Source organism: Muriicola sp. (assembly GCF_049669965.1).
Taxonomy (GTDB): Bacteria; Bacteroidota; Bacteroidia; order Flavobacteriales; family Flavobacteriaceae; genus Muriicola.
Genome location: NZ_JBATLB010000019.1, coordinates 1 through 14457, shown reverse-complemented (window position 1 = coordinate 14457; position 14457 = coordinate 1). Strand labels below are relative to the sequence as shown.

At 41.6% G+C, this 14457-nt stretch carries 17 protein-coding genes; 10 read left to right on the top strand and 7 right to left on the bottom strand.

Annotated elements, in window-relative coordinates:
- The 8 genes from WBM49_RS00830 to WBM49_RS00795 all read left to right on the top strand — a co-directional run.
- Positions 1-721, top strand: a 721-nt coding sequence (locus WBM49_RS00830; RefSeq protein ID WP_424370161.1) for a hypothetical protein, incomplete at its 5' end; no start/stop codon positions are given.
- Between the two features lie 24 nt (positions 722-745).
- Positions 746-2761, top strand: a complete 2016-nt coding sequence (locus tag WBM49_RS00825) for a gliding motility-associated C-terminal domain-containing protein (protein WP_424370160.1) — start codon at positions 746-748, stop codon at positions 2759-2761.
- Positions 2762-2764: 3 nt separating this feature from the next.
- Positions 2765-3733: a PorP/SprF family type IX secretion system membrane protein gene (locus tag WBM49_RS00820; protein WP_424370159.1), complete on the top strand. Its 969-nt coding sequence runs from the start codon at positions 2765-2767 to the stop codon at positions 3731-3733.
- An 82-nt stretch (positions 3734-3815) separates the two neighbouring features.
- A complete protein-coding gene (gene idi / locus WBM49_RS00815) occupies positions 3816-4349 on the top strand; it encodes an isopentenyl-diphosphate Delta-isomerase (protein WP_424370158.1) in 534 nt (177 codons plus the stop codon).
- The gene (locus WBM49_RS00810; RefSeq protein ID WP_424370157.1) at positions 4346-4753 is read left to right on the top strand and encodes a 6-pyruvoyl trahydropterin synthase family protein; all 408 of its coding nucleotides are present in this window, start codon (positions 4346-4348) and stop codon (positions 4751-4753) included. Before idi ends, WBM49_RS00810 begins: the two co-directional genes overlap by 4 nt.
- A gap of 3 nt (positions 4754-4756) precedes the next feature.
- Positions 4757-5215 (top strand): peroxiredoxin, encoded by a 459-nt coding sequence (locus WBM49_RS00805; RefSeq protein ID WP_424370156.1) that lies wholly within the window; start codon positions 4757-4759, stop codon positions 5213-5215.
- 11 nt (positions 5216-5226) lie between these two features.
- Entirely contained in the window at positions 5227-6189 is a 963-nt protein-coding gene (locus WBM49_RS00800; RefSeq protein WP_424370162.1) for a type I phosphomannose isomerase catalytic subunit, read from the top strand.
- Positions 6190-6254: 65 nt separating this feature from the next.
- Positions 6255-6524: a hypothetical protein gene (locus WBM49_RS00795; RefSeq protein WP_424370155.1), complete on the top strand. Its 270-nt coding sequence runs from the start codon at positions 6255-6257 to the stop codon at positions 6522-6524.
- 4 nt (positions 6525-6528) lie between these two features.
- Here WBM49_RS00795 and WBM49_RS00790 read toward each other — a convergent pair whose 3' ends face one another.
- The 3 genes from WBM49_RS00790 to WBM49_RS00780 form a co-directional block, all read right to left on the bottom strand.
- Positions 6529-7236, bottom strand: coding sequence for a DUF4369 domain-containing protein (locus WBM49_RS00790; protein ID WP_424370154.1), 708 nt, complete (start codon positions 7234-7236; stop codon positions 6529-6531).
- A 45-nt stretch (positions 7237-7281) separates the two neighbouring features.
- Positions 7282-8544 carry a DUF819 domain-containing protein gene (locus WBM49_RS00785; protein ID WP_424370153.1) on the bottom strand — a complete coding sequence of 421 codons (1263 nt, stop codon included), beginning with the start codon at positions 8542-8544 and terminating at the stop codon, positions 7282-7284.
- Positions 8545-8610: 66 nt separating this feature from the next.
- Entirely contained in the window at positions 8611-10845 is a 2235-nt protein-coding gene (locus tag WBM49_RS00780) for a DUF5916 domain-containing protein (RefSeq protein ID WP_424370152.1), read from the bottom strand.
- 133 nt (positions 10846-10978) lie between these two features.
- Between WBM49_RS00780 and WBM49_RS00775 the strand changes: the two genes are divergently transcribed.
- A complete protein-coding gene (locus WBM49_RS00775; protein WP_424370151.1) occupies positions 10979-11752 on the top strand; it encodes a S1/P1 nuclease in 774 nt (257 codons plus the stop codon).
- Here the strand turns inward: WBM49_RS00775 and WBM49_RS00770 are convergent.
- Genes WBM49_RS00770 through WBM49_RS00760 form a run of 3 tightly spaced genes read right to left on the bottom strand, consistent with a single transcriptional unit; the run spans position 11749 to position 13530 of the window.
- Positions 11749-12027: a TIGR03643 family protein gene (locus WBM49_RS00770; RefSeq protein ID WP_424370150.1), complete on the bottom strand. Its 279-nt coding sequence runs from the start codon at positions 12025-12027 to the stop codon at positions 11749-11751. The genes WBM49_RS00775 and WBM49_RS00770 overlap by 4 nt on opposite strands.
- A gap of 31 nt (positions 12028-12058) precedes the next feature.
- Positions 12059-12652, bottom strand: a complete 594-nt coding sequence (locus WBM49_RS00765; RefSeq protein WP_424370149.1) for an alpha-ketoglutarate-dependent dioxygenase AlkB family protein — start codon at positions 12650-12652, stop codon at positions 12059-12061.
- Positions 12653-12657: 5 nt separating this feature from the next.
- Complete coding sequence (locus WBM49_RS00760) at positions 12658-13530, bottom strand: AraC family transcriptional regulator (protein WP_424370148.1); 873 nt, start codon at positions 13528-13530, stop codon at positions 12658-12660.
- A 211-nt stretch (positions 13531-13741) separates the two neighbouring features.
- Between WBM49_RS00760 and WBM49_RS00755 the strand changes: the two genes are divergently transcribed.
- The gene (locus WBM49_RS00755) at positions 13742-14107 is read left to right on the top strand and encodes a hypothetical protein (RefSeq protein WP_424370147.1); all 366 of its coding nucleotides are present in this window, start codon (positions 13742-13744) and stop codon (positions 14105-14107) included.
- Positions 14108-14141: 34 nt separating this feature from the next.
- On the opposite strand, the gene WBM49_RS00750 is transcribed toward WBM49_RS00755, so the two are convergent.
- The coding region (locus WBM49_RS00750; protein WP_424370146.1) for an MOSC domain-containing protein at positions 14142-14457 on the bottom strand (316 nt) is incomplete at its 5' end.

Here is a 14457-nt window from a genome sequence, read left to right as displayed (position 1 = left end):
GAGCATCACCGATGCCGGTGGAAATTTCGTTTCCACAGAAGTGGAAGGAGCTTTAGCTGAATTGGCTGCCGGAAGTACGGACGATCAGAACATCAGTGGTTCTGGCCTGGCCGGTAACATCCTGACCATCGGTATTGAGAATGGAACCAACGAGACCGTGGATCTGTCTGCCCTGGTGGGTACCGATGATCAGACAGCAGCAGAAGTTACTTATGATAATACCACTTCTGGTTTAACGGCTGCTGATGTACAGGCTGCCATAGATGAGGTTGCCGCAGGAAGTACCGACGATCAATATGACGATGAAGTTCTTTTAAGAACACCTATTGACGTAGATGAAGGAGGTGAAGTTTCACCTACCAACGAAACTACGGTAGAGGAAGTAATTCAGGCCATGGCACCAATTACATCCAAAGCTGCCAGAATCTTTTATCCACCATCGATTGCAGTAGACGCCTCCACCAATGGAAGTTTTTCAATTGACCTGTATGCACAGTATACCGCGCAATTTGATACCCCCACTGTGGCCAGTACAGGAGCGCCTGCAGCGGTTCCAACCTATGGTGCTACCGAACTGTATTACTATGTGACCTATGCAGATCCAACCGTATTTAATACGGCCACAATGACCATTGACGGCAATGGGGTGTTGAGTTACCAGATCATAGGGCAACCATCCGACTATAACTCATTGATCAATGTAGTGTTTGTAGTAAAATAATAACATAACCCGACCCCAAAAGGCTTGAAAACTGCTCGCATATATAAACTTTTCATCCTCAGCTTTGTTTTTACATTGTTGGGGATTGTTGCATCTAATGCACAGTTTTTATTGCAGGCACCTAACGGGGGCGATGAGAGCAATTATCGCTGGTATGAAGCCTCAGATACCAGTACAGTACTGGGAACCAATTTCTTTTACGAAACCTCTACGCCCGGCATCTATTTTGCGACCTATGATGGTACCCTATGTGGCTCTAACGCCACCGGTTATTTTATTCTGACAGATTGTGAAAACCCGGATAACCAGGTGACTCTTGATATTACTGCCAATGTTACCGGTAGTGCAACAGTCTCATGGGTTCCTGCCGTAAGTGGGGATCAACTCAGACCGGTTGTAACTGCAACCACGACGGTTACTAACTATACTGCCACGATTACAAAGGCAGGAAATTCGATGGACTTACCAATCTTTACAGTCGTGTGCTTACAACAAGCCGCAACACTGGTAGATGATTTTATTGCTTTGGATGAGGATACATCCACCCTGATCCCAATTTATGATAATGACAGTGGCATTCCGGGTACCGGAACCTTAACAATTACAGATCCTTCCAATGGAACCGTAGTAGTAGATAACAATGGAACACCAAACGATCCTACAGACGATATTGTTCAGTATACACCTTTTGCAGATTATAACGGTCCGGATTCATTTACCTACACCGTTTGTAATACGTTGGGTGACTGTAGCACAGCTACGGTAACGATAGACGTTCTACCGGTAATAGATACGACAGATGATGCTGTGGCAACCATCATAGATACCCCGGTAGACATTGGTTTCTGGGAAAATAATGATAACGACCTTCCAACCACCGGGACCATAACCAACACCAACCCTACAAATGGTGTGGTTAGCAGGGATGACAACGGAACCCCGAACGATCCTACAGATGACATTTTTACCTATGTACCAAATCCAGGATTTTTGGGTGCGGACGATTTTGTATATACCGTATGTGACATGATGGGTAATTGTGATTCCGCAACCATTTATGTCTACATAAATGAGCCGGATGTAGACCTGGATAGTGATGACGATGGAATTGTAGATGCCTTTGAAGATCTTAATCTGGATGGGGATAATGACCCTTTCACCAATCCTACGGATACAGACGGCGATGGGATTGCGGATTATCTGGATATAGACAGTGATGATGATGGTATTCCGGACAATGTGGAAGCACAAACCACCGATGGCTATATTTCACCAACCGGAGATGATGTAAATGATAATGGATTGGATGATGCCTATGAAAATGGCGGTAGCTTAGGAATAATCCCGGTTGATACCGATGGCGATGGCCTGCCAGATTACGTGGATGAAGATAGTGACAACGATAATGTGCCAGATTCTATAGAAGGACATGATCACAATCATGACGGTATACCGGATGTTACCTTCATTGGATCTGATAAGGATAATGACGGTCTGGATGATGGGTATGAAGGAAGTTCAACCATAGACGATGATATAAATGATGAAATAGACGATCCATTTGGGGATCTGCCGAATACTGATGGTGATGATGAATCGGATTATCGCGATACTGATGATGATAATGACAGAATTCCTACTATAGACGAAGACAATAATGGGGATGGGAATTATGCCAACGATGATTCAGACAATAATGGTACCCCGGATTATCTTCAACCCAATGCCATCGAGGCAGATATTGAAGTATTCAATGTGGTTACTCCAAATGGCGATGGTATTCATGACGTATTGGCGATTCGCGGCCTGGAGGAGTATCCTAATAATACCATCCGTATTTATAACCGTTGGGGTGTACAGGTATATGTTACCAAGGCATACGATACCCAGGGCAATGTGTTTGATGGAAGTTCGGAAGGCAGGGTGACCATAGATAAGGAAAACAAACTACCTGTAGGAACGTATTTTTATATATTAGATTACGAGGACAATACTGGGGCAATGAAATCATTGACCGGCTATATTTACCTTAATAGATAAACAATGAGACAGTATAACAACCTTTCATCTATAAAATCAATCCTTCGGAATAGTTGGATCCTAATACTACTGTTCTCAATGACCAATATTGTGGCACAACAAGACGCTCAATACACTCAGTATATGTATAATACGGTGAGTGTGAATCCCGGATATGCCGGTTCCAGAGGGCAATTAAGTGTTGCTGCCTTATACAGGGCACAATGGGTAGGGCTCGAAGGGGCTCCTAAAACACAGACTTTTAATTTCCATACCCCTGTGGGCTATCGTGGGGTAGGTATGGGGCTGTCCATAGTAAATGATCAGATTGGCCCAACCTCTGAAACCTATTTCGATGTGGATTTTTCATACACCATTCAGCTCGCTGCCGAAAAGAGGTTAAGTTTTGGACTGAAAGGAAGTGTTCATTTACTCGATATCCGCTTTTCTGAATTAAACCAGGACTACACAAATCCCGGAGGCCCGGATCCTACCTTACAACAAGATATACAGAACAAACTGTCTCCCAATATTGGAGCAGGAATTTATTACCATACAAATAATTTTTACCTGGGGCTCTCTGTCCCCAGGTTTCTGGAAACATCACATTTTGACGAATCTTCACTTTCTACGGCTGCCGAACAAATGAACTTTTATTTTATTTCCGGCTATGTATTTCAGATGAATCCGCTGTGGAAGTTTAAACCAACAATTCTTGCCAAGGTAGTGCAGGGAGCCCCGTTACAGCTGGATGGCTCCGTGAATTTTATGTATAACGATAAATTCATCCTGGGTGCCGCTTATCGCTGGGATGCCGCCGTGAGTGGAATGGCCGGATTTCAGCTATCTCCTGAATTTATGATCGGTATTGCCTATGACAGGGAAATCACGGCATTAGGGGCTGCCACCTTTAATGATGGTTCTTTTGAAGTAATTATCCGCTACGATTTTATCAAAGTAAAAGACAATCTAAAGTCGCCCCGCTTCTTCTAAGGTTCCCGTTCAGCATTTTTTTCTTTCAAGATTTAAGATAGACTTAACCCTTAGAGTTAGGGAAACCTATTATTTTTACCATGTGAAAGAGGAAAAAGTAATTTTAGTTAACCAGAATGACGAGGAAATTGGGACCATGCCAAAGATGGAGGCCCATGAAAAAGCTGTACTACACAGGGCTTTTTCTGTTTTTATTATGAATTCAAAAGGGGAAACCATGTTGCAGCAGAGAGCAGCAGAGAAGTATCACTCTCCCCTCTTATGGACCAATACATGCTGTTCTCATCAACGTCTTGGAGAATCTAATATTGAAGCCGGGAAACGCAGGCTACAGGAAGAGATGGGATTTAAAACAGACCTCAAAGAGCTTTTTAGTTTTATATACAAAGCGCCTTTTGACAATGGACTCACCGAACACGAGCTAGACCATGTTATGATGGGTTTTTATGAAGGAGATCCTAAGCTCAATACAGAAGAGGTGGCCAGCTGGAAGTGGATGCGTCCCGAGGATATTAAGCAAGACATACTGCGGTCCCCTCAAGAGTATACGGCCTGGTTCAAGATCATTTTTGAAAAGTTTTACGATCATTTAATTCAAAATAAACAAGTATCATGAGTGTCAAAGTAAGTCGCCGTGCCCATTTTAATGCTGCTCACAGGTTGTACAGGCCAGACTGGAGCGATGAGAAGAACAATGCTATTTTTGGAAAATGCAACAACCCCAATTTTCATGGTCATAATTATGAATTGATTGTGAGCGTCCAGGGTGAAATTGATCCTGCCACCGGTTTTGTGATGGATGTGAAAATTCTGAAAGATCTTATCAAATCGGAGATTGAGGACGCATTGGATCACAAAAATCTCAATCTGGATGTTCCGGAATTCAAGGATCTCAATCCTACCGCAGAGAATATTGCCGTGGTGATTTGGAACAAATTAAGAGCACATATAGAAGAGAGTAAAGACCTGGAAGTTGTTTTGTATGAAACACCCAGAAATTTTGTAACCTATTCCGGATAAGATATGAGCCTTTCAATTGGGGACACCGCTCCTCATTTCATTTTAAATGATCAAGACGGAAATAAATTTGATAGCAAAGATCATATAGGGAAAAAACCCTTGGTCTTGTTTTTCTATCCGAAGGATTATACCCCGGGCTGTACCAAGGAAGCATGTTCCTTCAGAGACAGTTATGAAGAATTCACCGATCGAGGCGCAGAGGTCATCGGTATAAGTGCAGATTCTGAAGCTTCGCATCGTAAATTTGCTTCATCTTATAAATTGCCATTTATATTGCTGGCAGATACACAAAACAAGGTGAGAAGATTATTTAGAGTAGAAAAGGCTTTATTTAATCTGCTCCCAGGGAGAGAGACCTATGTGATAGACAAAGAAGGAAAGGTGAGCATGGTCTTTAACAGCATGGGGGCATCCCAACACATCTCAAAGGCATTAAAAGCATTAAAAGCATTAAAAAAATAAAAATGCCCAATCTGTATCCCTTAAAATTTCACCCTATTTTAAAAGAACGGCTTTGGGGAGGTACTAGATTAGGTACCCAACTCAACAAGCCTATCACCAGTGATATCACTGGGGAAAGCTGGGAATTATCCGGGGTGAGGGGAGACGTCTCTCTGGTTTCTAATGGAGCCTTGGAAGGCACATCATTAAATACCCTTATTCAAAGCAGGGCTAATGAATTGTTAGGTGCTTCGGTGGTTGAAAGGTTTGGCAAAGAATTTCCAATACTCATAAAATTTATAGATGCCAAACAAGACCTGTCTATACAGTTGCATCCCAATGATGCCCTGGCCAAAGAAAGACATAATTCCTTTGGCAAGACCGAAATGTGGTATATCATGGATGCCGAGGTGGATGCCAATCTCATAGTTGGCTTTAACCAGGCTGTTAGCAAGGAGCAATATGTGAAAAGTCTGGAAAGTAACAGCTTGCTAGATTATATGAATTACGAAAAAGTAGGGCCTGGAGATACCTTTTTTATAAATACCGGGAAGATACATGCCATTGGCGCCGGGGTGTTACTAGCCGAAATTCAACAAACTTCTGATGTTACCTATCGTGTATTTGATTTTAACCGACGCGATAAGGAAGGCAATTTGCGCGAGCTGCATACTAAGTTGGCTTTAGATGCCATTGATTTTGAGCAAAAGGACGATTTTAAGGTGAGCTATACAAAGGAGAAGAACGAGATAAATCCTATGGTTGCCTGCCCATATTTTAAAACCAATTTCCTTCATTTGGAAAGCGATCTTGTGCAGGACGTAAGTTCAAGAGACTCTTTTACCATTTATATGTGTGTAGAAGGCGAGGCAAAGGTTTCTAATGAATCTGGAGTTACTTCAGTTCAAAAGGGTGAAACTGTTTTACTTCCCGCCAGTTCTAAAAAAATAGCCATTAAAACAGGCGGATGTAAGCTTTTGGAAATAACAGTTTAAAAGAAAAGTCGCTTTTTTCTTTAAGAAGGCGATCTAAAGGTTATTTTTGCAAAAAAATAAGTGAGATGGCAAACATACGCGACTTAAAGAAAGATATTAACTACGTTCTGGGAGATATAATAGAAGCAGTCTATATAATCGAGGAATCAAATAAGAGTACAGGTTCAAAAGAAGGCTCTGAGATCATAGACAAGGCTATCCTCACTTTTGATGATCTGATCGCAAAGGTGAACAAAAGAGATGTTGAGAATAGAAAGGCACATCTTAAAACAGTTCGTCAGGAATTAGAGAAAGAGGCTTCCACATTAATTGCGAAGCTCAATAAACTGGGATAAATCCCTACTCCTTCTCCTTTACTTCACTCAAATGTTTTTTTAAGGCCAGTCCATAGGTACCATTGGCTACCTCCGGGGACAAGGAATTGTATATAGAATCCAGATATTTTACGTTGGCATCCGCTACATCTTTTAATGCTATGTAGGGCGCTATGTGTGACTCCGTGTTATTCAGAGCAAAATTTAGCGCATATAGATAACTCCTTAGGATGTTCTTTTCGTAGGCCTTTTGCAGAGAGTCTATGGCATTCGGATCCTTCACAAGTTCCGGATTCACGGAAGCCTGGAGCTGTTCAATGCTTTGCGTGTTAAAACGACTGATAACTTTTGAATATTCTTCTAATTTCTTTTGGGTCTCAGAGCCCTCAATGAGTGCTTTTTTCTCAAAATCATTCCAGGATGTCTGAATGCTGATGGTGCCTGGCTCTCCAAAAAAAGTGATCCTGTCATTCATGTCATTATTGTCTTCTTTTTTCAGATATAAATAAAATATCTGGGGACTTTCCACTGTGGTAGAAAATTTGAAGTCACCACTGCCTTTCACTACTAGTGAATCTATCGTAACCAAGGTAGTGTCCGATACTTTTTGTAGATATAGTACTCCTTTTTTCAGTCCTTTAACGGACCCATTCACCAACATGGTGTTTTCTGCCTTGTCAGCACAGGCTACACAGAACACTACCAAAAGGAGGGAGACTAAAAATTGCTTCATATCATTTATATTTTCGCGCAAATATCTGCAAAGGTAATCGTATTTCTAAACTTTAGAAGCAACTTCCATCAACAGGCCGCAAATATAGGCACCAGCGGTACCTACTACGTATCCCAGCACGGCCAATAGGATACCCACAGAGGTAAGGGAGGGGTGAAACTCAGCTGCTACTATGGGTGCGGAGGCAGCACCACCTATATTCGCCTGGCTTCCTACTGCCAGGAAGAAAAAGGGTGCTTTAATAAGTTTAGCCACCAGAATCAAGAGTCCGGCATGAATAGAGATCCATATGATCCCTATAGCAATAAGCCCTGGATTTTCCAATACTTTGCCAAGGTCCATTTTCATCCCAATGGTGGCCACCAGAATATATATGAATAGCCCACCGATCTTGCTAGCTCCGGCCCCTTCGAAATTCTTAGCTTTGGTAAAAGATAGGAGTATGCCTGCAGCCGTGGCGAACACTACCATCCAGAGAAAATCCGATCCCAAGGAGGAAAGCGCTTTCTCTTTATTGCGGATCATTTCAAAATTAGATTCCAGAAAATCGGCAAAATGAAATCCCAGGAAATGCGCTAAACCAACCCCGGCGAATGCCAGACAGGTTAGCACCACAAAATCCTGAAGGGAGGTTATTCGAGCTATCTTAGCGGTATGGGCAGAAACTTTTGCTTTTAAGGTATCTATGGAACTGGTATCTGCTTTCAGCCATCGGTCTATACGTTCCGTTTTACCTACTCCTAATAAAATAATGGCCATCCAGATATTTGCAACTACTATGTCAATCAGGACCATCCCTCCAAAGTTGGCCGGATTATATTTAAAAACCTCGAGCATAGCAGCCTGGTTAGCCCCTCCTCCGATCCAGCTCCCCGCAATCGTGGCCAGGCCTCTCCAAACAGCGTCAAAACCAGCTCCTCCTACGGTTTCCGGGGAGAATATTGACACAATAAGGATAGCCAAAGGTCCACCCAAGATAATCCCTACAGTACCTGTTAAAAACATAATGAGCGCTTTAGAGCCTAAATTCATGATGGCTTTAAGGTCTATACTAAGGGTCATAAGAATAAGGGCCGCGGGCAATAGATATCTGCTGGCAATATAGTATAGATTAGAATCTTCTTCCGAAATCAGTCCAACACTTGTGAGTATTGCAGGAAGCATATAACACATTAGGAGGGTGGGAACAACTTTGTAAAACTTGCTCCAAAACCCTGTTTTTATAGAGGAGGTAAGGAATACAAATCCAAGGCACACGCATAATAATCCAAGGATAACGGTATCGTCCGTAAGTGGTAATTGATTCATTAATTTTTGGTTAGTTTGCTAGAACACCAAATATAGAAATAAAAAAACGGGACTCTGATTCAATAATTAGATATTGAGCCAATAGGTAAGCTTGAGATTAATCGACCTTAGTCTTGGCATAAAAGAATTGACAAAATAATTGTCGTTGTATACCAGGAAAAGGTCAGACAGTGGAGCAAAACGCCATTGTAGTCGTGAATTAATTCCCAGGTTATCCCGCTGGTTACTGTACTGAACTAAGGTCGACCAGAAGATCGATTTGCTGAAGGTCAGATCAAACCTTGGGCTTATCAGCCAGATATTTGCACTACCGTAAGGTTCCGGTAATTGTATCTGGTCATACCTAAAGTTCATGGAGACGATCGCTTTGGGCTGCAAACGGAGGTTTATCCCTCCTTCCAACGAAAAACGATCACCGTTAAAAAACCTTCCGACGGTAGGCTCTATTGAATAGGACAAAATACGTCGCCTGTCTGATCGGTACCGAAAATTGACAGAATTGTAATAGTAGCCCTGCTCACCGGGTAGCGGTAAGGCATCATCACTTCGGGTAGGGTCAAATTCGTCTAATAAAAAGGTATACTCATGCGAAAATGATGCTTGTGCCTCAGATAAATCATTAAACCGTACCTCCCAATCCAAACGGGTGGAATAATCTGTGTTCTGGAAATTACGGGTTGGACTCCAAATTAAATTCGGGACGAATCGTATACTGTGGTTCTGAATAATACCTCTCTTAGGCCAAAAGATCCTTCTCATACTTAAAATACTCTTGAAAATATCGGTTCGACGGATAAAGCCGAGATCAGACTGGTAATCTTCGCCAACAAATACAGCTTTGCTAAAAAAGTTCCAGTGACGGGAGTTATACTCTAACTGCATTCCCGTAGAAATGTCTTCATCCCTTCCCTCCGGTTCAAAGGATTTGTGCAGGAATAATCGTCCGCTCCATAAATTATCTTCCGATATCAGGTTGTAGTCAACTCCAGCAATCCTGTTGTACCGTTCTTCTTCAGCCAGAAAGGCGTAGTCTTGTGTGGCCTGTCGGTTAATAAAGAAGAAGCCAATGTTGGAACGGGAAAATACCTGATGCTGAACGGCCAGCATCATATTGTTGTTGGAGGCAATTTCGTTGGCCTCATCGGCCTCGGTTTGAAGGTTAAGGAAACCAATTCTGAGTCGTTTGTTCAGTTTACCGCTGAGCCGTATCCCTCCTATGATACTGTTTTCAATGGTATTATCAGCCGTATCCAAGGCAATACCAATACGTCTGGAAAAAAAGGGGTTACTGTCCCGGGAATCACCAAAGTCAGCAAAGAGGTCAATATTGTCAATAAAAAATTGCCGCCTTTCGGGAAGGCCAATTTCAAAACGCGTTAAGTTGGTTATCTGATTATCTACTTCTACCTGTGAAAAATCGGGATTTAGTGTGATATCGAGGTTCAGGCTATTCCCGATAGACACCTTGGCATCACCACCCACTTTGAAATTATTAACCGAAGATTCATTTTCGAAATCCTGGGCATTCAGATAATTGATATACGGGATAATGGCCAACGGTGTTCTGGATTTGCCAAGTGGTTTTTCAAAAACCATATCCCCCATAAAGGTAAGTCCGAAGATGTTCTGATTCTGTGGAATGCGGGCCCAAGTACTATTTTCATTACTCTGGGTATCAAATCGATAGCTGTTAAAACGCCATTTCGTTTCCCCTTCGCGGAATTTAAATGAGGTTAGGGGAATGACCATTTCTGAGGTGTAGTAACCATCGTAGATCTTAGACTCTCCCCTCCACTTTACATCCCAGGATATGGTAAATCCCCTTAGGTCTAATCCACCCCCAGATACAAGGCCTTCTCTTCTTACACCGTAAGGATTTGTACCAAAAAGAAAGGCGTTGTTGCCGTCGTTAAAAGTGTCAAAAAGGAGGGTAATATTATCGCTGTTCCCGGCCCTGAAGTCGCGTTTCAGAGATTCTATAGCAAAGTCAGTACCCTTTGTGTAAACAGTGATTCCGATATATAAGTTCTTGTCATCATAGAGCATTTTTATGTCTGTTTGCTCTATGGCCTGTATAGAATCTACAGGAAAGTATTCCCAAAAATTATTGGCACTCTCGGCTTCTTCCCATATGGCTTCATCCAGGATACCATCTAGTTCGATAAAATCCTGAATGTATTTTACTGTAAAGGATTTTTGTTTGGTAGAAAAGTTATTCTGGCCAGAGACTACCTGCAAACACAGTATGAATAGAATGGCCGGGAGGCCCCACTTTTTAGATATGGTATAGGTGTTTGGCATGCGGGCAAATTTAACAGAATTAATCGTTAAAGTAATCCCAAAATTTAAATAGTAGTATACCATAGTTATTTGCTATAAATATTTAACAATGGTTTTACGGTTGATTCTCTATTTTTGACAAAAAGTAAAAGAGATGAAAAGAGTTTTATTCCTATTGTTTTTAGTGTCCCAATTATCGCTGGCAAAGGTACCTGTATGGGGTAAAACAGGTCACAGGGTAGTTGGTGAAGTGGCCGAAATGCACCTGAACAGGAGAGCAAAGAAAATGATCAATAACATCCTGAATGGCAAAAGTCTTGCGGCAGTGGCAAACTTTGCAGACGATATAAAGTCGGATACCCTATATAGGCAATACTACCCATGGCATTATGTGAATTACCCGGCAGATAAGAAATACGGTGAAGAAACACCGAGTGCTGAAGGGGATATTGTCATGGCCATTCAACACTGTGTAGAAAAAATAAAGAATCCTCAGACAGTTCCCTCTGAAAAGGAGTTTTTCCTGAAGATGTTAGTTCATTTTATAGGAGATCTGCATCAGCCTCTGCATGCTGGCTGGGCCGAAAATAGGGGAGGGAACGATATCCAATTACAATGGTTCGGAAAAGGCAGTAATCTCCATAGATTATGGGATTCTAACCTTATTGATCAAAATGGGATGAGTTATACCGAGCTTGCAGAAAATATGCCAGACATATCAAGGAAACAGCGTTTGGAATTACAAAAAGGTACGGTATTAGACTGGGTTGGGGAATCGCATTCCCTTGCCAATCAGCTATATGCTTCTGTTGAGACTGGTGAGAAATTAGGATATGAATACAGCTATAAATATTGGACCACTGTAGAAGACCAACTATTCAAAGGAGGTTTACGGCTGGCCGCCGTCCTGAATAACCTCTTTAATTAGCGTTTAGAGATCTTGTTCCCGCTGATGTTTCTCTGACGGCTGCTTTTAAAACGGTCCGTGGTTTCAGGTCTCAATTTCGCATGTTTTGTGGCCCTGCCCTGAACTCTTTTACGCCACATCTTAAAACTACTGGGTTTCATCTCCCTCCGCATGAGCTCTATGGTCTCTTGTTCTGAGATGCCAAATTGGAAGCTGATGGCTTCAAAAGGAGTCCTGTCTTCCCAGGCCATTTCAATGATCCGATCTAAATCCCTTTCTGTAAATTCTTTTTTCATAGCCTGGCAAAGGTATTAAAATGTCCTGAATTTATTTAATGACCCGAAAGGTAAGGTTAATCCGCTCTCCAATTTTCCGACTGGTCTTCGGGATCTGATGCAGCCAATGATGTTGGGTACTACCCTTCATGATCAGTAAACTGCCATGGTTTAAAAGTATTTTATGTTTCAGAGAAGAATCCTGCTTATTTTTAAAATGAAAATAGCGTTCCTGACCTAGAGAAACCGAAGCAATCACCGGATCTTTGCCCAGAGAATCTTCATCGTCTGCATGCCATCCGTTGCTGTCCTTCCCATCGCGGTAGAGGTTTAGGAGGCAGCTGCTAAAAACGGTGGGCGGGATAAGGGTCTCAATACGAGATTTTACTTCCTCCAGTTCCTTGGTAAAAGGATGAGGATACATGGTAATATTGGAATAGGAATAGGGCTTTTGGTTATTCCCATAGAGTGCCGTAAGCCGTGGTTGGGGATACGTCTTGCCAAAGACCTTGATTTGGTCTTGTTGCCAGGAAATGCTGCGCTGAAAGATGTCCATTAGGGTCGTGGCATCTTCAGGCCTTATAAAGTTGGGATAGAAGCTTATATCGCTTTGTGGCAGGTCTATTTGTATAACAGTACCGGTCATTGGTATCAGGTCATTACTTTTTTAAGCTCATTGCGGTATTCAGAGGGATTTTGACCAGTAAACGCCTTAAATGACTTATTGAAATGCGAAAAATTATTAAATCCGCTTTCAAAGCAAACTTCCGTAATACTCATAGGCTGTTCGGCCAGGAGTTTTGAAGCATGTACGAGTCGACATTCATTTAGAAACTGTACAAAAGTTTTATTCGTGATCTTCTTAAAATACCGACAAAAGGAGGGAACTGTCATACTTACCATGCCCGCAATATCATCCAGGGAAATGTCTTCTTTAAAATGCTGCTTTACATGATTGAATACCACATTGATACGATCATTGTCTTTCACCTCTGTCTTTAGGGAAAAACCGGCGGCATTGAGCACCTTGTATTCTTCAGAGGCTGCCAGCTCATTCAGAATGTTTAGGATAGACAATAGTCTTTTAAAATCTGTTTGATATTCCAGGACCTCCATCTTATCCCCAATATTTCGCTTGGTTTTTCCAGAGAAGGCAATACCTCCGGCAGCCAGGTCGAAAAGCGACTGGATCTGCTTCATTTCGGGAATATTAAAGAAATCACTACCCAAAAAGTCTTGTTTCATTTGGATCACCGTTTCTTTTTTGTTCCCGGTGAGTTTATCTGTAAGGCCACAATGTGGCAGATTGCTCCCTATCAGGATAAGATCTCCATTGGTATAATAGGAGACATGGCTACCAATTTGGCGTTTTCCGGCCCCCCCGTTTACATAGACCAGTTCTATTTCCGGATGGTAATGCCATACGTTGTTTTTATTCAACCTGTCCTCATCAAACTTTTGATAAGTAAACGAGTTGCCAAAATCCGGGGCAATGGCTTCGAAAGTAGGTCTTTGTTGTATCATATATAATAAATATTCATGTAAAATTACTATTCCTCGAAGGGATGTAACTTTGCAAAATTACCCAAAATATATGGTATATTATCAATTAGCCTAATTTTAACACTCCTTTAGGTTAATATAGAACATAAAATGGAAAAATATGCAGTAGTACACTCTTTATTCTCTGACTAAGTTTGTCATGAGTTTAATTAGTAACTAAAAAACAAGAAACATGAAAACACTTAAAAGTATTACTGCGATTGCTCTATTATTTGCAACTGCCTTAAGTTTTGCACATACACCTCCTTCCGTGTCAACTAATAGAAATAACGGATTTAATGTAAGTGGCGATGGGGATCACAAACCTTATTTTAGAAAAACAGATTCTAAATTGTTTATGAACTTTTTTAACCAGGAAATGGGAGATGTTCAGATCAAAGTAATCGACAGTGAGAACCGAGTTGTCTTTAGAGAGACCCTTTCAAATAAATTGGTGATTGAAAAGGCATTTAACTTTAGCAGTGCTGTAAAAGACAATTATAAAGTAATTGTAAAAGAAGGAAACGATACGTATTATGAGTATTACGTAGTGAAGTAGGTTTAGTTTAGTTTAGTTCAGTGAAAGGGGGGCTCTAGGGCCCCTTTTTTTGATACCTCTTAAGCTTATCTTTGGTTCGTTCAGGAATAGCCTCACAACGCAGTGCCAGATTTAATAGATCTATGTTTTTTTCCTTGTCGTACAGCAATTTATAAACATCGGCTATAGAGAGCTTTTGATCTGCTGTTTCCTTTAAAACAAAAGAATCTCCTTTACGTACTTTTCCTTCCTGCAGCACCTTTACGTAAGTGCCCGGGTGACCGTGATCTACAAAGGCTTTTATGACCTCCTGATCCTTAAATCGGATTCCTAGTTTATAACAGGGCTCTCGTGGGATCGTTATTTGCACT

Excerpts from the sequence above, each read along its gene's own strand:
- WBM49_RS00755 (WP_424370147.1), top strand. The coding sequence starts at position 13,742 with ATGAAAACACTTAAAAGTATTACTGCGATTGCTCTATTATTTGCAACT.
- WBM49_RS00775 (WP_424370151.1), top strand. The coding sequence starts at position 10,979 with ATGAAAAGAGTTTTATTCCTATTGTTTTTAGTGTCCCAATTATCGCTG.
- WBM49_RS00810 (WP_424370157.1), top strand. The coding sequence starts at position 4,346 with ATGAGTGTCAAAGTAAGTCGCCGTGCCCATTTTAATGCTGCTCACAGG.
- WBM49_RS00770 (WP_424370150.1), bottom strand. The coding sequence starts at position 12,027 with ATGAAAAAAGAATTTACAGAAAGGGATTTAGATCGGATCATTGAAATG.
- WBM49_RS00820 (WP_424370159.1), top strand. The coding sequence starts at position 2,765 with ATGAGACAGTATAACAACCTTTCATCTATAAAATCAATCCTTCGGAAT.
- WBM49_RS00805 (WP_424370156.1), top strand. The coding sequence starts at position 4,757 with ATGAGCCTTTCAATTGGGGACACCGCTCCTCATTTCATTTTAAATGAT.
- WBM49_RS00765 (WP_424370149.1), bottom strand. The coding sequence starts at position 12,652 with ATGACCGGTACTGTTATACAAATAGACCTGCCACAAAGCGATATAAGC.
- WBM49_RS00790 (WP_424370154.1), bottom strand. The coding sequence starts at position 7,236 with ATGAAGCAATTTTTAGTCTCCCTCCTTTTGGTAGTGTTCTGTGTAGCC.
- WBM49_RS00760 (WP_424370148.1), bottom strand. The coding sequence starts at position 13,530 with ATGATACAACAAAGACCTACTTTCGAAGCCATTGCCCCGGATTTTGGC.
- WBM49_RS00785 (WP_424370153.1), bottom strand. The coding sequence starts at position 8,544 with ATGAATCAATTACCACTTACGGACGATACCGTTATCCTTGGATTATTA.
- WBM49_RS00795 (WP_424370155.1), top strand. The coding sequence starts at position 6,255 with ATGGCAAACATACGCGACTTAAAGAAAGATATTAACTACGTTCTGGGA.
- WBM49_RS00780 (WP_424370152.1), bottom strand. The coding sequence starts at position 10,845 with ATGCCAAACACCTATACCATATCTAAAAAGTGGGGCCTCCCGGCCATT.